The sequence below is a fragment of the Pseudomonas sp. BF-R-19 genome (assembly GCF_019956445.1).
Lineage (GTDB): Bacteria > Pseudomonadota > Gammaproteobacteria > Pseudomonadales > Pseudomonadaceae > Aquipseudomonas > Aquipseudomonas fluorescens_BH.
In genome coordinates, this window is record NZ_JAHBDN010000048.1 from 141,540 (window position 1) to 159,352 (window position 17,813).

Here is a 17,813-nt window from a genome sequence, read left to right on the forward strand (position 1 = left end):
CAAAGGAAAACAAAGCATGTTGAAAAAGACTCTGGCCGCTCTGGCAATCGGCTCCGCCCTGTTGTCCGCCGGTAACGTAATGGCCGCTGACTACGTGGTCGACAAAGAAGGCCAGCACGCCTTTGTTGACTTCAAGGTCAGCCACCTGGGCTACAGCTTCATCACCGGTACTTTCAAGGACATCGACGGCAAGTTCAGCTTCGACGCTGCCAAGCCTGAAGACAGCAAGATCGAGTTCAACGTGAACACCGCCAGCGTGTTCACCAACAACGCCGAGCGCGACAAGCACATCGCCAGCAAAGACTTCCTGAACGCCAGCAAAGCCAAGTTTGTTTCCACCAGCGTCAAACCCACCGGCAAAAACGCCGCTGGCAAGGACACTGCTGACGTAGCTGGCGACCTGACGATCCTCGGTGTAACCAAGCCAATCGTGGTCAAGGCCACTTTCCTGGGCGAAGGCAAGGATCCATGGGGCGGCTACCGTGCAGGCTTTGAGGGTACTTTCAGCCTCAAGCGTTCCGATTTCGGCAAGCAGAAAGACCTGGGCCCATCGTCCGATGCGGTTGAGATGTACGTGACCTTTGAAGGTGTCAAAGCGAAATAACATTCGCGCCTGACACAAAAACGCAAACCCTGTGGGAGCGAGCTTGCTCGCGATGGCGGCCTAACCTTCAACATCTATGTTGAATTTGTTGGCCTCATCGCGAGCAAGCTCGCTCCCACAGGTTTTTGCGTCGTACAAAAAAATGCCCCGGCTCTTTCGAACCGGGGCATTTTCATTGCAGCGATAACTCAGCGATTGCGGGTCAGCAGCGCTGGTTTCTCACCACGAGGACGGCTTGGCAGTTGATCCAGCTGCTCAGGTGTCGGGAAGCGGTCAGCCTTCGACTCCTTGTGCATGATCTTCGGCGCGGGGCCGCGCGGGTTCTGTACGGCAGGTTCCGAACGCGGCTGGTCGTCACGGGCCGGGCGGCGATTGCGCGAATCTTCGCGGCGAGCCTGGCCGTCGCGCGGTGCGCCACTGCGAGGGCCGCTACGCTTGGCCGGTGGGGTGCCGGTACTGGCGCCATCGCTGTTGCGCGGACCGTTCTGGCGACCTTGTGGCTTGCCGGAGCGTGGAGCGCCCGAACCTGCCGCGGTGCCTTGTGCCGGAGCACCCGGACGGCGACCACGGCCTTGCGCGGGTTTCTGCTGCGGCACGTAGTCGACGCGGTTGCCGAAGTTATCGATATCGTCGTCCAGGAACTCGTCCGGGGCACGGTCAGCGGCGGCACGAGGAGGCTGCGACGGACGCTGTTCGCGAGCCGGAGTGCCTTCGCGTGGCTTTTGCTGGCGGGCAGGGCGCTCGCCGCGTTCGCCGGCCGGTTTTTCCTTGCCCTTGTCCTTGCCTTTGTCCTTGCGACCGCCACCACCACCGCTGCCGTTCGGGCCGTCGCCGCGCGGGCCGCGTGGATTGCGCGGGTTACGCATGTCCGGACGCTCGCGCACTTCAGGTTTCTCGGCTTCCACGGCGCTCGCATCGAAGCCCATCAGGTCGCCGTCGGCGATTTTCTGCCGGGTCATGCGTTCGATGCTTTTCAGCAGTTTTTCTTCGTCCGGGGCTACCAGCGAAATCGCCTCGCCCGAACGACCGGCACGGCCGGTACGGCCGATGCGGTGCACGTAGTCTTCATCGACGTTCGGCAGCTCGAAGTTGACCACGTGTGGCAACTGGTCGATGTCCAGGCCGCGAGCGGCGATGTCGGTGGCCACCAGGATGCGCACGGTGCCAGCCTTGAAGTCGGCCAGGGCTTTGGTGCGAGCGTTCTGGCTCTTGTTGCCGTGGATTGCGACGGCGCTCAGGCCATGCTTGTCCAGGTATTCGGCCAGGCGGTTGGCGCCGTGCTTGGTGCGGGTGAACACCAGTACCTGTTCCCAGGCGCCAGCGGTGATCAGGTGCGCCAGCAGCGAACGCTTGTGGCTGGCCGGCAGACGGAATACGCGCTGTTCGATACGCTCGACCGTGGTGTTCGGCGGCGTGACTTCGATGCGTTCCGGGTTGTGCAGCAGCTTGCCGGCGAGGTCGGTGATGTCCTTGGAGAAGGTCGCCGAGAACAGCAGGTTCTGGCGTTTGGCCGGCAGACGGGCCAGGACCTTTTTCACGTCATGGACGAAGCCCATGTCGAGCATGCGGTCGGCTTCGTCCAGTACGAGGATTTCCACGTGGGACAGATCGACGCTGCCTTGACCGGCCAGGTCGAGCAGGCGGCCAGGGCAGGCCACCAGCACGTCTACGCCACGGGCCATGGCCTGAACCTGCGGGTTCATGCCGACACCGCCGAAGATGCAGGCGCTGACGAACTTCAGGTCACGGGCATAGACCTTGAAGCTTTCATGCACTTGGGCTGCGAGTTCGCGCGTCGGGGTCAGGACCAGTACGCGCGGCTGGCGCGGGCCGTGACGCTGGGATTTGTCCGGGTGACCGTTGGGGAACAACCGCTCCAGGATCGGAAGGGCGAAGCCGCCGGTTTTACCAGTACCTGTCTGTGCCGCGACCATCAGGTCGCGACCTTGCAACACGGCGGGAATGGCCCGCTGTTGCACCGGAGTAGGCTCGGTATAGCCCGCTGCCTCGATGGCGCGGACTAAAGCCTCGGAGAGACCGAGGGAAGCAAAGGACATGAGTAATCCTGTTTTAAGTTAGGGCTTGGCCCAATGGGAGTCTTGCCTGGCGCGAATGGCGTTTAAGAGGACGCAATCCCGTCCGGTCCTGCTGGGTCTCGAAGGCTCGTCTGCAAGCGCTCGCGCGGGCTGAAAGCTGCGCAGTAGCGGGGTTGAGATGCCTTTAACGATTCCGAGCGTCCGGGCGTGAGCCTGGCGGGAAGGCCGGAGTATAACAGAGCAATCACTGTGCGCCGCTTTCCTGCTGCTCAACGGTTTTTTCCGTGGCGGCCGTGGTCTTTTCAGTCTTCACGCTGGCTGCCGGTTCCGCGCCGTAGCGGGCACTCAGTTCAGCGTAGGCGGGCTCGCGCTTGAAGCGTTTGAGTTCGGCGCCGAAACGCTGCACCAACAGATCCATGCCCGCATTGCGTCGCACCGCGAGAAACTGGCTTTGCTGGCTGATGATCGTGGGGTTTTCGGTGATCTTGTCGCGGATGCCCAGCTCGTCGAGCAAATGCTGGCCGACCCGGCGGTCGGTAATCAACAGGTCAATCCGCCCGCGTACCAGTTTGCCGAAGTTGGCTTCATGGGTGGGAGCCGGCTCGCGGGTGAACAGCGTCGAATCGCTGAAATCCTTGCTGTACAGATAACCCGGCGAGGTGCCGATGGTCAGGCCTTGCAAGTCATCGAGGGTGCGAAACGGATGGGGCCGTTCATTAGCGTAGAACATCACGAACTGGACTTCAGATAGTGGTTCGCTGGGGTAGAGCAGGGTCGCATCGCGCTCGTCGCTGTGAAAGATGTCCAGCGCGCCGTCGGCCTGGCCTGATTCAAGCATCGACAGGCAGCGTTTCCAGGGCAGGAACTGCCACTCCACTTCGATGCCCAGGCGCTTGAAGACAATGGCGGTGGTTTCGTAGTCCAGGCCCAGGGATTTGCCGTTGTCTTCGTACACATAAGGCGCCCACGGCTCCGTGACAATGCGCAGCTTCTCGCCCCGGGCGGCGAAGCTCAGGCAAGTGAAGACAAGCGCGGCGACTAACTGCGTGATCAAAGGCATGGGCTTGAGATTACGACGAGAATCCGGAAAGAGCCAGAAACTGACCGCAGATGCTCTAACTCCGTGGATTGCCGCACATTAATAGTGCGTTGAAAGCAAAAGATCGCAGCCTGCGAAAGCTCCTACAGGAGCTGCCGAAGAATGCGATCCTTTGATCTTGCTTGTAGCTTTCAGCTTGAAACTTGCAGCTGCTTCAACGCGGCAACTTCAGGTTGTTCCACACCGCCAGGCTCGCTTCAGCCTGGTTCAGCGTGTAGAAGTGCAGCCCTGGAGCGCCACCCTGCAGCAGTTGTTCGCACATCTCGGTGATGACCTGTTCGCCAAAGCGCTGAATGCTCTGGGTGTCGTCGCCGTAGGCTTCCAGTTGCTTGCGGATCCAGCGCGGGATTTCCGCACCGCAGGCATCGGAGAAGCGCGCCAGCTTGCTGTAGTTGGTGATCGGCATGATGCCCGGCACGATCGGGATGTTCACACCCAGTGCCTGCACGCGTTCCACGAAGTAGAAGTAGCAGTCGGCGTTGAAGAAGTACTGGGTGATCGCACTGTCGGCGCCAGCGTTGGCCTTGCGCACGAAGTTGGCAACATCGTCTTCGAAATTGCGCGCTTGCGGATGCATTTCCGGGTAAGCGGCGACTTCGATGTGGAAATGATCACCGGTTTCTTCACGAATGAATTCAACCAGGTCATTGGCGTGGCGCATTTCACCGCTGGCCATGCCCATGCCCGAAGGCAGGTCACCGCGCAGGGCGACGATACGCTTGATGCCGGCGGCCTTGTACTGGGCCAGCAGGCCACGCAGGTCAGCTTTGCTATCGCCCACGCAGGACAGGTGCGGAGCGGCAGGGATTTTGACTTCGCTTTCGAGCTGCAACACGGTGTTCAGCGTGCGATCACGGGTCGAACCGCCGGCGCCGTAGGTGCAGGAGAAGAAATCGGGGTTGTAGGCGGCCAGCTGGCGAGCAGTGGCGAGCAGCTTTTCTTGCCCAGCATCGGTCTTCGTAGGGAAGAACTCGAAGCTGTAGCGACGATCTTGGGACATGGGAATACCCTTGAAAACGCGTAAGCCTGTGAGGCTTGCACATCCCGTGTGGGAGCGGGCTTGCCCGCGAAAGCGGTGGGTCAGTCGACATTAATGTTGAATGATAAATCGCTTTTGCGGGCAAGCCCGCTCCCACAGGGAGAGCAGGCAGCAGATCCGATCAGTAGCGGTAAGCGTGCGGCTTGAACGGACCTTCGACGGTCACGCCGATGTAGTCGGCCTGGGTCTTGGTCAGTTGAGTCACGACGCCGCCGAAGCCACGGACCATTTCCAGGGCCACTTCTTCGTCGAGTTTCTTCGGCAGTACTTCAACGGTCAGGCGCTCGGCCTTCTGGGCTGGCGACAGGTCGGCGTACTTCTGGCCGAACAGGAAGATCTGAGCCAGAACCTGGTTGGCGAACGAACCGTCCATGATGCGGCTCGGGTGGCCGGTTGCGTTACCCAGGTTAACCAGACGGCCTTCGGCCAGCAGGATCAGGTAGTCGTCGTTGTGCGGGTCGAAATCGCCAGCGCCGGTACGGTGGATCTTGTGAACCTGCGGCTTCACTTCTTCCCATGCCCAGTTCTTGCGCATGAAAGCGGTGTCGATTTCGTTGTCGAAGTGACCGATGTTGCAGACAACAGCACGCTTCTTCAGGGCTTTGAGCATGTTCGAGTCGCAAACATTGACGTTGCCGGTGGTGGTCACGATCAGGTCGATCTTGCCCAGCAGCGCCTTGTCGATGCTTGCTTCGGTACCGGCGTTGATACCGTCGATGAACGGCGAAACCAGTTCGAAACCGTCCATGCAGGCTTGCATGGCGCAGATCGGGTCGACTTCGGAGACTTTGACGATCATGCCTTCCTGACGCAGGGACTGGGCCGAACCCTTGCCCACGTCGCCGTAGCCGATAACCAGCGCTTGCTTGCCGGACAGCAGGTGGTCGGTACCGCGTTTGATCGCATCGTTCAGGCTGTGACGGCAGCCATACTTGTTGTCGTTCTTGCTCTTGGTCACCGAGTCGTTGACGTTGATGGCCGGGATTTTCAGCTCGCCCTTGGTCAGCATGTCCAGCAGGCGGTGAACGCCGGTGGTGGTTTCTTCGGTCACGCCGTGGACGCGATCCAGAACCTGTGGGTACTTCTTGTGCAGCAGCTCGGTCAGGTCGCCACCGTCGTCGAGGATCATGTTGGCGTCCCAAGGCTGGCCATCCTTCAGGATGGTCTGCTCCAGGCACCACTCGTACTCTTGCTCGGTCTCGCCTTTCCAGGCGAAAACCGGGATGCCGGCAGCGGCGATGGACGCGGCGGCCTGATCCTGAGTCGAGAAAATGTTGCAGGACGACCAGCGCACTTCGGCACCCAGGGCAACCAGGGTTTCGATCAGCACGGCAGTCTGAATGGTCATGTGGATGCAGCCGAGGATCTTCGCGCCCTTGAGCGGTTGCTCTTCGGAGTACTTGCGACGCAGACCCATCAGGGCTGGCATTTCGGATTCGGCGATGATGGTTTCGCGACGGCCCCAGGCAGCCAGGGACATGTCGGCGACTTTGTAATCGTTAAAATCTGCAGGCGTGATAACAGCGCTCATGAAGAGCCTCCATTCGTAATGTATGCGAATGGGCGCCGTTGTGCGTTTAGTGTCTGGCTTAAGGCCAGACAACGCCCCATCCGAGCCTGACAGGTCGAACCTGCTGCAGCGCCCCTCGGACAGGTGGCGGGAAAACGGTATCAAGTAGAGGTTACCGTTTTGAAACGGTGGCGATTATAGCGGGCTATGCCGATCTTCCAAAGCGTTTCTGTCGGTCAATGTCCGAACGGTAATCGAGACCATAGACGATGCTCGATAGAGCTCTAGGTCGGGCTCTGCCATGATGGTCAGCATCATTCGGCAAGACGCTCAGGAGTGAACATGAATTTCCACACCCGCAAATGGGTAAAACCCGAAGACCTCAACCCCAACGGTACGCTGTTCGGTGGCAGCCTTCTGCGCTGGATCGACGAAGAGGCGGCGATCTATGCCATCGTCCAGTTGGGCAACCAGCGTGTAGTGACCAAGTACATTTCCGAAATCAACTTCGTCAGCGCCTCGCGCCAGGGCGACATCATCGAGTTGGGCATCACGGCGACCGAGTTCGGCCGCACCTCGATCACCCTGACGTGTGAAGTGCGCAACAAGATCACCCGCAAGAGCATCCTCACCGTTGAAAAAATGGTGTTCGTGAACCTCGGTGAAGACGGCTTGCCGGCGCCCCACGGCCGGACCGAGATCAAGTACGTCAAGGATCAGTTCAAGGATGATGACGCCGGTCAGTAACATCTACGTTGCTTTCTTCGCGAGCAAGCCCGCTCCCACAGGTACAGCGCCGTCCATGTGGGAGCGGGCTTGCTCGCGAAAGCGGTTCTGTATTCACCGAAGAATTGTCTGAGTACTGAACAGCCGTGAACCCCGCGTGTCGTAGCTAAATAGCCCGCCACCGGTTGCGCATCCCATGAACTCGGCACAAGACGGCAAGACCCCGAACCTTTCGGCGCAAGAAGAGCACGAAGTCGAAAAGAGCCAGCCACCCCGTGCCGCGGTGTTGCACGAGATCATCCGTACCCAGGGCGACCAGGAACTGGAGCGCAGCATTGCCGCGTTGTGGTGGTCGGCGCTGGCGGCGGGGTTGACCATGGGCCTGTCGCTGATGGGCATGGGGTTGCTCAATTCGCGTCTGCCGGATGGGGAAGGATTCAAGGTGATCGCGAGTTTCGGTTACTGCGCCGGTTTTCTCGCGGTGATCCTGGCCCGTCAGCAACTGTTCACCGAAAACACCCTGACCGCTGTCCTGCCGGTGATGACCAAGCCGACGCTGGCCAACTTCGGCCGGCTGCTACGGCTGTGGACGGTGGTGCTGGTCGGCAACCTCTGTGGCACCTTGCTGGTGGCGTACGTGATGCTGGAGCTGCCGATTTTCGACAGCAAGACCGATGTCGCGTTCCTCGACATCGGCCGCAAGGTCATGGAAAACCACGCCAGCCAGATGTTCGCCAAGGGCATCATTTCCGGATGGATGATCGCCACCATGGTCTGGATGATCCCGTCCATGGAGAGCGCCAAGATGTGGATCATCATCCTCATCACCTACCTCATGGCGCTGGGGGATTTCACCCACATCGTGGTCGGTTCGCTGGAGGTTTCGTATCTGGTATTTGCCGGCGAGTTGCCGTGGAGTGATTTCTGGCTGGTGTTCGCCGGGCCGACGCTGGCGGGGAACATCATCGGCGGCAGTTTTATTTTCGCGCTGATCAGCCATGCGCAGATTCGCAGCGAAAGCGGGCCGCCGAAGAAATCGGCGGATCAGAGCGAAGCGCCCGATCCGCAGGTGATCAAAAAACAATCAAGCTGATCCTCAGCCCGCCACATCAAGCGCAGCCGCACCGCGACGCTGGCGATAGATGAAATACAGCGCGGTCAGTACGGTCAGCCCGCTGACCAGCGCGCCGGTCCAAGGCAGGTCTGACAGGTCGGCGCCGCTGGCCACCACCAGCCCGCCGATCCAGGCGCCGGCCGCGTTGCCCAGGTTGAAGGCGCTCTGGTTCAAGGTCGAACCCAGGTTCGGTGCCTCGTGGGCCTGATCGATGATCAGCAGTTGCAGGATCGGGCACAGGGCGAAGGCAAACGTCCCCCACAACACCAGTGTGATTGCCGCCGGGATCACCGAATGGCTGGTTTGCGTGAATGCCGCCAGCACCACCAGCACCGCCAGCGCCATGCCCACCAGTGATGGCAGCAAGCGGCTGTCCGCCAGACGACCACCGAGCATGCTGCCGGCGGTCAAGCCCACGCCGAACAACAGCAGCATGATGGTGACGCCGTGGGGGCTGACACCGGTGATGTCCTGCAGGATCGGCGCAATGTATGTGAACACACTGAACAGGCTGGTCGAGGCCAGCACACTCATGCCCAGGGCCAGCAGTACATTGGCCTTGCCCAGTACCTTGAACTCGCTGGCCAGGTTGGCTTTATCCATCGCGATGTTTTTCGGCAGCCAGACCCATTGCGCAATCGCCGCCAGAACCCCGATCACCGACACCGCCCAGAAGGTCGAGCGCCAACCTGCGTATTGCCCGAGTGCGGTGCCCAGGGGCACGCCGAGCACATTGGCCAGGGTCAGGCCGGTGAACATCATGGCAATCGCCTGAGCCCGTTTGTTGGGCGCTACCAGCCCGGCGGCCACCACCGAACCGATGCCGAAAAATGCGCCGTGGCACAGTGCCGTGATCACTCGCGCGGCCATCAGCGTGGCGTAGTTAGGTGCCAGTGCGCAAAGCATGTTGCCGAGGATGAACATCAGCGTCATGCCCAGCAGGGTGGCCTTGCGCGGCATGTTGGCGGTGCCGACCGCGAGGATGGGTGCACCGAACACCACGCCCAGGGCGTAGCCGGTGATCAGCAATCCGGCATCGGGAATGCTCACGCTGAGGTCGCGGGCGACATCGGGCAAAAGACCCATGATGACGAATTCAGTGGTGCCGATGCCGAACGCGGCAACAGCGAGGGCAAGCAAAGCGAGTGGCATGCGCAAGGTCTCTGTCGGTAGTCTTGACGCTGTGATCAGGCATACGCAGGCCGACGACCGTTCTCGATGAGAGCGGGCCGGGCAGAATTTTTATAGGAATTAGTCTGTGCGCAACTGAGTGCGGCGTGGTCGCTTGCAGTATAAACAGCCACTGAAATATGGCGAATCAATTCTGTACCTGGCCCCTGTAGGAGCGAGCTTGCTCGCGATGGACGTGAACGAAGACGTGTATTCACTGGTTGGCTGCGGTGCCCTCACGTTTTTCGCGAGCAAGCTCGCTCTTACAAAGGGCAGGGTCAAAAAAAGGAGTAGGCCGTGCTTGCGACGGCGTTGGTGTTGGTGGCGGCGCTGTTGCATGCGGCGTGGAATACCCTGATCAAGTTCAGTGCGGAGCGGCTGTTGGTGGTGGCCTGCATGGACAGCGTGGCGCTGCTCTTTGTCGTGCTGATGTTGCCGTTCCTGAGCGTACCGCCGCTGGAGATCTGGCCGTGGATCCTGGCCTCGGCGGCGTTCGAGTTGCTCTATCGCTATTTGCTGATCCAGGCCTATCGGGTCGGCGACCTCGGGCTGGTCTATCCATTGATGCGCGGCCTGTCACCCTTGGTGGTGCTGGCGCTGACGCTGATCTTTGCCGGGGAAGTACTGACCCATCAGCAGATTTTCGGCATCCTGCTAATCCCGTTCGGCATGCTGTGCCTGCTCTGGCAGGGCGGCGGCGGAGCGCGCCTTCCATGGTCGATGCTACCGGTGGTGGCGTTGATCGGCCTGTGCATCGGTTGCTACACCTACATCGACGGGCAGGCGTTGCGGCGCTGGTCCCATCCACTGGATTACCTGGTCTGGGTCACCTTGCTCAGTGCCTGGCCGTTTCCGTTGTTGGCATTGGTGCGCAAACGACCCGCGTTCATGTTGTTCTGGCGCGAGCAGTGGCGACTGGGCCTGGCCGTCGGGTTCTGCGTGTTGTTCAGCTACGCTCTGGTGCTGTGGGCGATGCAGTTGGGCTCGATTGCAGAGGCAGCGGCGTTGCGAGAGATCAGCGTAATTCTGGTGGTGCTGTTTGGCATGCGTTACCTCAAAGAACCTTTTGGCGGGCCGCGCCTCTTAGCCTGTGGGCTGGTGCTGATCGGCATACTGGTGATGAAGTTTTGATCGCCGTTGATGGATTCGATTTTCTAAAACTTGAAGAAGGGACTGCGTAATGACGGTTGCTCTGTGGTGCATTTTGATCGCGATCTTCCTGCCGTATGTGTGTGTGGGCGTGGCCAAGATCAGTGGCGGGTTCAGGTTGAGAGACAACCATGATCCCCGGGATTTTCTCGATTCGCTGGACGGCTTGGGCAGGCGCGCGAATGCGGCGCAACTGAACAGCTTTGAAGTGACCCCGGCGTTCGCCGCGGCGGTGATCGTGGCGCACCTGGCCGGCAATGCCGAACTGGTGACGATCAATGTGCTGGCCGTGCTGTTCATTACCAGCCGCCTGCTCTACATCATTTGCTACCTGGCGGACTGGGCGACGCTGCGGTCGCTGGTGTGGTTCGTGGGGATGGCGTTGATCGTGAGTTTCTTTGTGGTGTCGGTCTGACAGATCTTCAGGGTTCTCACCGGCCTCTTCGCGAGCAAGCCCGCTCCCACATTTGATTTTCAGTGGACACAAAATTTGTGTTCGACGGTGAACCTATGTGGGAGTGGGCTTGCTCACGAAAGCTGTCTGTCAGGCGATGCGGGACTCAAGGATTGGCTTTAACCGCATCGGCCACCTGCGGTACTTGTGGCAGCGCAGCACCTTTGGGCCAGAGCATCCAGATCTGCCCCTGCTGTTTCATATCTCCGGCCAGTTGTCCGGCCGCATCGCCGGTGCCCCAGAACAGATCCGCCCGAACCTCGCCGGCAATGGCGCCGCCGGTGTCCTGTGCTGCCACGGGGCGAACCAGGGCTGTGCCGTCCGGTTTGGTGGTGGACAGCCACAACAGGCTGCCCAGCGGAATCACCTTGCGATCCACCGCCGCGCTGTAACCGGCGGTCAACGGTACGTTCAGCGAGCCGCGCGGACCTTCGTTGCTGTCCGGGTTGCGGGTGAAGAACACGTAGCTGGGGTTGCTGCCGAGCAGTTCGGGAATCCGCGACGGATTGGCCTTGGCCCAGGTGCTGATGGCGCCCATGGTCACGTCTTCTTTTTTCAACTCGCCCTGTTCCACCAGCCAGCGGCCGATCGGTCGATACGGATGGCCGTTCTGATCGGCGTAGGCAATGCGCAACTGGCGACCATTGTCGAGCTGGATACGACCCGAACCCTGGATTTGCAGGAACTGCAGGTTCATCGGATCGGTCAGCCAGGCCACGACCGGCGCCTTGACCCCTTTGGTTTCGATGGCTGCCGCATCGTCGTATGGCTTGAGCACGCGACCTTCGAGTCGACCGCGCAGGCGTTTGCCCTTGAGTTCCGGGTAAATGCTGTCGAGGGCGACGATGATCATGTCTTCGGGGACGCCATAGACCGGGACATTGGCAACGCCGGTCTGGGTCAGGCTCCCGGGATAGACCGGTTCGTAGTAGCCAGTGATCAAGCCGTTGGGGCTGTCGTTGGCGGCGCGCAGGCCATAGACATCGAGGTTCTGTTTGAGGAAACCGCGAATGTCGCTGGCGGTTTGCGGCACGTTGGCAGCCGCGGCACAGGTACCACCCCAGACCGGGTCGGACTTGAGTCGGGTACAGGCGCTGCGCCACGAACCGAAGCCGGCGACCAGGTCGCTGTCGGACACCGCCGGCAGCGCTTCCCATGTGGCGCTGGAGTAGGTGGCCAGGGCGTGGGTTTTCGGTTGTTGTTTGTCGCCGCCGGTGCAGCCTGCGAGCAGGGCCACCATCGGCAAGGTCCAGGCCAGGCTGTGACGCCATGCCTTGAAACGGCTGTTCATGGAGTGATTCCTTTGCCGGTTGCCTGAGCGCTCCATGCGTTCAAACAACCCTTGTTGATAATAGGGCTATTGGTCTTTGCCGATGACGCGAGGATACTGGCCGCCGTTTCCCGTGACCTGAAGCCACCATGACTCTTAAAAGACTTTCTGTTGTATTGCTGGCCTGCCTGACGTTGTCCGCTTGTGGCGGCATCGACCCCAACTCGCCGCTCGGCCAGCGCAAGGCGATTTTCAAGCAGATGCTCAATACTGGCGAAGACCTGGGCGGCATGTTGCGTGGGCGCATTGCGTTCGATGGCCCGAAGTTCGCCGAAGGCGCGGTGAAACTCGATGCGTTGTCCCGTGAGCCGTGGCAGCATTTTCCGCAAGTGCGCGAGGAAGATCACACCAGCGCCAAGAGCGATGTCTGGGAGCAACAGACACGCTTTCAGGCAATGGCCCGCGACCTTGAAAGCGCCACCGGTGAATTGGTGATCGCCAGCCAGGTTCAACCCTACAAGGCCAGCAACCTGGGGCCGGCGGTGCAGAAAGTCGAAGATGCTTGCAGTGCTTGTCATAAGGCGTTTCGGGATCATTGATTGGTGTTGCTCGGTCTGACGCCTTCGCGAGCAAGCCCGCTCCCACATTGGTTCTTCAGTGAACACAGCATTTGTGTCAACCGAGAGTCAAATGTGGGAGCGGGCTTGCTCGCGAAGACTGCTTCGACAACACCAAAGATCTTTGTTCGTTATCTGTTCTTATTTATCCAGCTCATCCAGCGCGTTCTGCAATTCCTTGCGGGCATCGGCGAGTTTGTCTTTGCGCTTGTTGATCTTGTCAGGGTCGCCTTTGCTCATGGCCTTGTCGAGGTCCGCCTGACGCTTGCTGACTTCGTGCTTGGCGTCGAGCACCTTGTTTTCCCGTTCCTTCTTCAGCGAGGCGTCGGTGCAGTTCGCTTCGACTTCGCTCAGGGCCTTTTCCAGGCCTGCCTGCTGGTCGGCATTGCCATGGACCTTGGCCAATTCGATCTGGTTGACGATACCTTGCTTCTTGGCGGCGCAACCGGTCAGCCCCGGCGCTTCCTCGTCCGCCATCAACGGGGTGGCCAGCACGCTGCAAAGGGTCAACAGGGCGAGCGGTGAAAGAAATTTCATAAAAGCTCCATGTAGGAAAGCAAGCAAGCCGGTGTGGCAATGGCTTGTTGGAGCCCAGCGGTCCCCTGGGGTTCCCGGTGGGCGCAGGGCTGACAGCTAAAAGCCGTCAATTCCCGCATCACGTAACGTTTCACTCAAGGCCTGGACCTGCGGATCGCGGAAAAAAGCGTTCAGTTGCGCCGCGCGCCCTGGCCCGATATCGGCCTCGGCCCGCCATTGTTCGATGTCTCGCTGCGCCAGTACCTGCCATGAATCGCCGAGATGCGCCTGGCCTGTCGGCGGCAATCCCAAGGCTTTCAGCCAGTGTGCGAACGGGCGTTGCCGGGCTCGGTTGAAGCTGTCTGCAAGGCGAGCCGCGCTGCGCTCGCCGAAACCGTCAATGGTAGCAAGCTCTTGGGCATCGAGGGTCAACCAATCCAGCAGACCGTTCAGGCGACCTGTTGCAAGAAGTTTTTCCCAGGTGCCCGGACCCACATTGGGCAGCGCCAGACCCTGTTTGCTGCTGAGCCAGGTCAGGCGCGCGAGAAACTGGCTCTCGCAGCCCGGAGTCGGTTGCCAGCAACTCAATAAATGGAAGTCTGCTGCCAGCGGCACGTTCAATTCGGCGCGTTCGCTGCTGCGCAATACAACGCTATCGAGCCTGGGAATGGTCAGCCCGGCCAAGCTGATGGCAACCTGATCACCCGGACGTATGTCCAGCGCCTGCCAGCGTTGCAATGAACTGACGCTGACATGTTTGATCTGCCGGTCATCGAGCTTTATCGGGGTCAGTTCAAGTACCGGAGTGATTCGCCCGGTCCGGCCGATCCTGAAATGAACCTTGCGGACATCGGCCAGTGCCTGGGCGAAGGGGTATTTCCAGGCGATGGCCCAGTAGGGTGACTTGGCCTGCCAGCGTTCGGCGGCCGGGCGCTGGTTTTGGCGCAGGACCACGCCGTCGCTGGCAAAGGGCAGGGCGGAGCTATACCAGTGTTCGCGCCAGCGTTCGGCATCGATGACGGAGGCGATTGGCTGACTGTATGCCGTGGTACTCGGGAAGCCCAGCGTAGTCAGCGCCGCGGCACGCGCGGGCACGCTCGCCGGCCCTTGGGGCCAGTCCCAGACAAACAGGTCGATGCCGGCGGCCTGTTCGGCGCTCAAGAACTTGCGTGCCATCAGACCGGCCACCGAGGCACGAGCATTGAGGCTACCGGCCCGGGCCTGCACGTGATCGGTCAGGCGCCAATACAGTTCACCTTGCACGATCAAGTCCCGGGTCTGCGATAGCTGTTGCGGGATGGCCGGAATCTGCCGCGCAGGAACCGTCCAGTCCTGACCGCTCTCGCCGTCGCCGCGGCTGATTGCCTGGGCCAACAGACCGTTGCTATAAACCAGGGTCACCGCCACACCATCGATTTTAGGCTGGACCCAGACGTCCACCCGGTCACGCAGCCATTTTTCCACGGCGGGCCGATCGTGCAGCTTGTCCAGGCCGGTGTGGACGATGGGGTGGGGCAGCGTGCCGCGCGCAGTGCGCAAGGGGTCTGCGGACGGGCTCAGGTTGAAGCAGTGGCGCCATTGGGTGAGTCGCGCGCGGGACTGGTCGTAGAGTTCATCGGCGACCAGTGAGCGTCCCTGACGGTGATAGCTGTCGTCCCAGAGGTCGATTTGCTGTTGCAGTTTGCCGACTTCGTTCTGGGCGCGTTCGGATGGCCAGTCCGGGCACTTGGCGGCGTTGGCGGTCAGGTGGGCAAAGGTCAGTAGAACGGCGAAAAACAGGCGCAGGTCGGGAAGCATCTTGAGCGTCCTTGCTCGGTGAGGTGCGTGAAGGCTAGGTCAGTATGGGGTGGCGCGCAGAGGGGGTATTTTGCCGGGTATTTCCTGGTGGCTGTGCTGGCCTCATCGCGAGCAGGCTCGCTCCCACAGGGAGTTCAAAGATCAACTGTGGGAGCGGGCTTGCCCGCGAAGGCTGCGACGCGGTGTAAAGCGAATCCCAATAAAAAGCCCCGCAAGGCGCGAACCGTGCGGGGCTTCGGGTGTTGCGGGGAAGTCTTACAGGCCGGCAGCAGAACGCAGAGCGTCGGCGCGGTCGGTTTTTTCCCAGGTGAACGTGGTGAAGGTGTCGTCACCCACGGTCTTGGTTGCCGGGGTGCGACCGAAGTGGCCGTACGCAGCGGTTTCCTGATACATCGGGTGCAGCAGGTCGAGCATGGTGGTGATCGCGTATGGACGCAGGTCGAACACTTCGCGGACCAGTTTGACGATCTTGTCGTCGCTGATCTTGCCGGTGCCGAAGGTGTTCAGCGAAATCGACGTCGGCTGGGCAACACCGATGGCGTAGGACACCTGAATCTCGCAACGCTCGGCCAGGCCGGCGGCAACGATGTTCTTGGCCACATAACGACCGGCGTAGGCCGCCGAACGGTCAACCTTCGATGGATCTTTACCGGAGAACGCGCCACCGCCGTGACGGGCCATGCCGCCGTAGCTGTCGACGATGATCTTGCGACCGGTCAGACCGCAGTCACCCACCGGGCCGCCAATGATGAACTGGCCGGTCGGGTTGATGTGGAACTGGGTGTCCTTGCTCAGCAGTTCGGCAGGCAGCACGTGCTTGACGATCAGCTCCATCACGCCTTCGCGCAGGTCGTTGTACGACACTTCCGGGTTGTGCTGGGTCGACAGAACGACGGCGTCGATACCGACAACCTTGCCGTTTTCGTAACGGCAGGTCACTTGCGACTTGGCGTCCGGACGCAGCCAAGGCAGCAGGCCGGATTTACGGGCTTCGGCCTGGCGCTGTACCAGCTGGTGCGAGAAGGTGATCGGTGCAGGCATCAGCACGTCGGTTTCATTGCTGGCGTAGCCGAACATCAGGCCCTGGTCGCCGGCGCCCTGATCTTCAGGCTTGGCACGGTCGACACCCTGGTTGATGTCGGGGGACTGCTTGCCGATGATGTTCATCACGCCGCAGGTCGCGCCGTCGAAGCCGACGTCGGAGCTGGTGTAGCCGATGTTGGTGATCACGTCACGAACGATCTGCTCCAGGTCAACCCAGGCGGAAGTGGTGACTTCGCCGGCGATGATCGCCACGCCCGTTTTCACCAGAGTCTCGCACGCCACACGGGCGAACTTGTCTTCAGCAATGATGGCGTCCAGCACCGCATCAGAAATCTGGTCGGCGATTTTGTCCGGATGCCCTTCAGACACGGACTCGGAGGTGAAAAGGGAGTATTCGCTCATCTCGATGTTTTCCTGAAATTACCGATGGTGAGTGTCGCCAGCCGGCCGCTGAAAATGGCGGACCTGGATCTGGAAACCATTACGTAAGCCTACATAGAGGCTTTCCCCGGGAACGAGTCCCGCAGCGGTGGCCCAACGGGCCAGATCGTCCTGTTCAAACCCCAGCCAGAGATCACCGCAGGCCTCCTTGGCCCAACTCTGGTTGTGGCTACATAACTCTGTCACTAACAGGCTACCGCCTGATTGCAGCAAATTGGCCATGTGCTTGAGCGCATCGGCCGGCGCGGCAAAATGGTGCAGCACCATGTTCAGTACAACGCAATCGGCCTTGAGGCTGACGCCGTTCAATGCATCGGCCAGTTGCAGGCTAACGTTAGTCAGCTTGTCACGTTCGCAGACCTGGCGCGCCAGTTCGAGCATCGCGCTGCTGTTATCCAGCGCCGTGACCTGCGCAAAGCGGCGCGCCAGTTCCGGCAGGAATGCGCCATCGCCGGGGCCGACTTCAATGGCCGTGGCGTCTTTGTCGAAGCTCAGCTTGTCGAGCAGGGCCACCACGCTTTCGCGGTATTGCGGCAGGCCGGCGATCAAGTCTTGCTGGGCGCGAAACTTCTCCGCAACCCGTGAGAAAAAGTCCTGGCTGGCGGCCGCCCGTTGCCCATGAACCTGGGTGATGCGCGACTGTACGTCGGCCGGTAGCGTCAGGTTGTCCACTTCTTCGAGCAGTGCTGCGTGCAATTTGCCGCCCAGCAGTTCGGTGTGGGGCAGGGCGCGACGGTAGAAAATCGCATTGCCTTCGCGGCGCGTCGCCACCAGGTCGGCCTGGGCCAGTACCTTGAGGTGGTGGCTCATGCCTGACTGGCCGATGCCGAAGATCTGCGCCAGTTCCAGCACACCGAACGAGTCGTTGGCCAGTGCGCGCAAAACATTCAAACGCAGGGGATCGCCGCCAGCCTTGCACAAGGCCGCCAGCTCATCGCAATCGTCATGTTGAATGGAGGGCACGCGTAAATTCATAAGGCCGGCAGTCTAGTCACGGGTCGAAGGCATCGCAAGAGCAATATCAAAAAGTTTTGATATTGCTCGATAGATGGCACTTCTGAACGTTAGCTTCAGTCAACAAACGGACGGCGGAAAGGTTTCACCAAGCGAAACCGTCGTTATCCATTGGAAAAACGCCTTCAGATGACTATCTGTCATTGCCCCGAGGCGTCCCGGTGAGGGAAAATGCTCGCCTTTTTTCCGTTTCGTTTTATTCAAGCCCCCAGG

Annotated in this window: 16 protein-coding genes and 1 riboswitch; of the genes, 6 read left to right on the forward strand and 10 right to left on the reverse strand. The window is 60.6% G+C overall.

The genetic code is table 11. The features are described 5' to 3' along the window. The first annotated feature begins 16 nt into the window (after positions 1–16). The gene (locus tag KGB28_RS12385; protein WP_150755123.1) at positions 17–604 is read left to right on the forward strand and encodes a YceI family protein; all 588 of its coding nucleotides are present in this window, start codon (positions 17–19) and stop codon (positions 602–604) included. Between the two features lie 188 nt (positions 605–792). Here the strand turns inward: KGB28_RS12385 and KGB28_RS12390 are convergent, their stop codons facing one another. The 4 genes from KGB28_RS12390 to ahcY all read right to left on the reverse strand — a co-directional run bounded on the left by KGB28_RS12390 (position 793) and on the right by ahcY (position 6,309). Continuing rightward, positions 793–2,661: a DEAD/DEAH box helicase gene (locus KGB28_RS12390; RefSeq protein ID WP_223445413.1), complete on the reverse strand. Its 1,869-nt coding sequence runs from the start codon at positions 2,659–2,661 to the stop codon at positions 793–795. 223 nt (positions 2,662–2,884) lie between these two features. Beyond that, complete coding sequence (locus KGB28_RS12395; RefSeq protein ID WP_150725085.1) at positions 2,885–3,700, reverse strand: substrate-binding periplasmic protein; 816 nt, start codon at positions 3,698–3,700, stop codon at positions 2,885–2,887. Positions 3,701–3,893: 193 nt separating this feature from the next. Continuing rightward, a complete protein-coding gene (gene metF / locus KGB28_RS12400; RefSeq protein WP_223445415.1) occupies positions 3,894–4,739 on the reverse strand; it encodes a methylenetetrahydrofolate reductase [NAD(P)H] in 846 nt (281 codons plus the stop codon). A 160-nt stretch (positions 4,740–4,899) separates the two neighbouring features. Continuing rightward, a complete protein-coding gene (gene ahcY / locus KGB28_RS12405) occupies positions 4,900–6,309 on the reverse strand; it encodes an adenosylhomocysteinase (RefSeq protein WP_223445417.1) in 1,410 nt (469 codons plus the stop codon). 23 nt (positions 6,310–6,332) lie between these two features. Then, positions 6,333–6,432, reverse strand: a riboswitch (S-adenosyl-L-homocysteine riboswitch). 198 nt (positions 6,433–6,630) lie between these two features. On the opposite strand from ahcY, the gene KGB28_RS12410 reads away from it, so the two are divergent. Beyond that, positions 6,631–7,035 carry an acyl-CoA thioesterase gene (locus KGB28_RS12410; RefSeq protein WP_046039304.1) on the forward strand — a complete coding sequence of 135 codons (405 nt, stop codon included), beginning with the start codon at positions 6,631–6,633 and terminating at the stop codon, positions 7,033–7,035. Between the two features lie 175 nt (positions 7,036–7,210). After that, the gene (locus KGB28_RS12415) at positions 7,211–8,107 is read left to right on the forward strand and encodes a formate/nitrite transporter family protein (protein ID WP_223445419.1); all 897 of its coding nucleotides are present in this window, start codon (positions 7,211–7,213) and stop codon (positions 8,105–8,107) included. A gap of 3 nt (positions 8,108–8,110) precedes the next feature. On the opposite strand, the gene KGB28_RS12420 is transcribed toward KGB28_RS12415, so the two are convergent. Further along, entirely contained in the window at positions 8,111–9,280 is a 1,170-nt protein-coding gene (locus KGB28_RS12420) for an MFS transporter (RefSeq protein ID WP_223445421.1), read from the reverse strand. 315 nt (positions 9,281–9,595) lie between these two features. Here KGB28_RS12420 and KGB28_RS12425 point away from each other — a divergent pair, with 315 nt between their 5' ends. Then, a complete protein-coding gene (locus KGB28_RS12425; protein WP_057712956.1) occupies positions 9,596–10,429 on the forward strand; it encodes an EamA family transporter in 834 nt (277 codons plus the stop codon). A 49-nt stretch (positions 10,430–10,478) separates the two neighbouring features. Next, positions 10,479–10,862: an MAPEG family protein gene (locus KGB28_RS12430; RefSeq protein ID WP_008003453.1), complete on the forward strand. Its 384-nt coding sequence runs from the start codon at positions 10,479–10,481 to the stop codon at positions 10,860–10,862. A gap of 145 nt (positions 10,863–11,007) precedes the next feature. Here KGB28_RS12430 and KGB28_RS12435 read toward each other — a convergent pair whose 3' ends face one another. Further along, on the reverse strand, positions 11,008–12,192 hold the full coding sequence (locus KGB28_RS12435; protein WP_223445423.1) for a murein transglycosylase A: 1,185 nt from the start codon (positions 12,190–12,192) through the stop codon (positions 11,008–11,010). A 128-nt stretch (positions 12,193–12,320) separates the two neighbouring features. On the opposite strand from KGB28_RS12435, the gene KGB28_RS12440 reads away from it, so the two are divergent. Further along, on the forward strand, positions 12,321–12,770 hold the full coding sequence (locus KGB28_RS12440; protein ID WP_150755131.1) for a c-type cytochrome: 450 nt from the start codon (positions 12,321–12,323) through the stop codon (positions 12,768–12,770). Between the two features lie 159 nt (positions 12,771–12,929). Here the strand turns inward: KGB28_RS12440 and KGB28_RS12445 are convergent, their stop codons facing one another. The 4 genes from KGB28_RS12445 to KGB28_RS12460 form a co-directional block, all read right to left on the reverse strand. Further along, on the reverse strand, positions 12,930–13,325 hold the full coding sequence (locus tag KGB28_RS12445) for a DUF1090 domain-containing protein (RefSeq protein WP_057712960.1): 396 nt from the start codon (positions 13,323–13,325) through the stop codon (positions 12,930–12,932). 96 nt (positions 13,326–13,421) lie between these two features. Next, a complete protein-coding gene (ligB, locus tag KGB28_RS12450; RefSeq protein ID WP_223445424.1) occupies positions 13,422–15,101 on the reverse strand; it encodes an NAD-dependent DNA ligase LigB in 1,680 nt (559 codons plus the stop codon). A 255-nt stretch (positions 15,102–15,356) separates the two neighbouring features. Then, positions 15,357–16,547 (reverse strand): methionine adenosyltransferase, encoded by a 1,191-nt coding sequence (metK, locus tag KGB28_RS12455; protein WP_008050251.1) that lies wholly within the window; start codon positions 16,545–16,547, stop codon positions 15,357–15,359. 18 nt (positions 16,548–16,565) lie between these two features. Next, positions 16,566–17,561, reverse strand: coding sequence for an ArsR/SmtB family transcription factor (locus KGB28_RS12460; RefSeq protein ID WP_223445426.1), 996 nt, complete (start codon positions 17,559–17,561; stop codon positions 16,566–16,568). Between the last annotated feature and the right edge of the window lie 252 nt (positions 17,562–17,813).

Excerpts from the sequence above, each read along its gene's own strand:
- KGB28_RS12385 (WP_150755123.1), top strand. The coding sequence starts at position 17 with ATGTTGAAAAAGACTCTGGCCGCTCTGGCAATCGGCTCCGCCCTGTTG.
- KGB28_RS12390 (WP_223445413.1), bottom strand. The coding sequence starts at position 2,661 with ATGTCCTTTGCTTCCCTCGGTCTCTCCGAGGCTTTAGTCCGCGCCATC.
- KGB28_RS12395 (WP_150725085.1), bottom strand. The coding sequence starts at position 3,700 with ATGCCTTTGATCACGCAGTTAGTCGCCGCGCTTGTCTTCACTTGCCTG.
- metF (WP_223445415.1), bottom strand. The coding sequence starts at position 4,739 with ATGTCCCAAGATCGTCGCTACAGCTTCGAGTTCTTCCCTACGAAGACC.
- ahcY (WP_223445417.1), bottom strand. The coding sequence starts at position 6,309 with ATGAGCGCTGTTATCACGCCTGCAGATTTTAACGATTACAAAGTCGCC.
- KGB28_RS12410 (WP_046039304.1), top strand. The coding sequence starts at position 6,631 with ATGAATTTCCACACCCGCAAATGGGTAAAACCCGAAGACCTCAACCCC.
- KGB28_RS12415 (WP_223445419.1), top strand. The coding sequence starts at position 7,211 with ATGAACTCGGCACAAGACGGCAAGACCCCGAACCTTTCGGCGCAAGAA.
- KGB28_RS12420 (WP_223445421.1), bottom strand. The coding sequence starts at position 9,280 with ATGCCACTCGCTTTGCTTGCCCTCGCTGTTGCCGCGTTCGGCATCGGC.
- KGB28_RS12430 (WP_008003453.1), top strand. The coding sequence starts at position 10,479 with ATGACGGTTGCTCTGTGGTGCATTTTGATCGCGATCTTCCTGCCGTAT.
- KGB28_RS12435 (WP_223445423.1), bottom strand. The coding sequence starts at position 12,192 with ATGAACAGCCGTTTCAAGGCATGGCGTCACAGCCTGGCCTGGACCTTG.
- KGB28_RS12440 (WP_150755131.1), top strand. The coding sequence starts at position 12,321 with ATGACTCTTAAAAGACTTTCTGTTGTATTGCTGGCCTGCCTGACGTTG.
- KGB28_RS12445 (WP_057712960.1), bottom strand. The coding sequence starts at position 13,325 with ATGAAATTTCTTTCACCGCTCGCCCTGTTGACCCTTTGCAGCGTGCTG.
- ligB (WP_223445424.1), bottom strand. The coding sequence starts at position 15,101 with ATGCTTCCCGACCTGCGCCTGTTTTTCGCCGTTCTACTGACCTTTGCC.
- metK (WP_008050251.1), bottom strand. The coding sequence starts at position 16,547 with ATGAGCGAATACTCCCTTTTCACCTCCGAGTCCGTGTCTGAAGGGCAT.
- KGB28_RS12460 (WP_223445426.1), bottom strand. The coding sequence starts at position 17,561 with ATGAATTTACGCGTGCCCTCCATTCAACATGACGATTGCGATGAGCTG.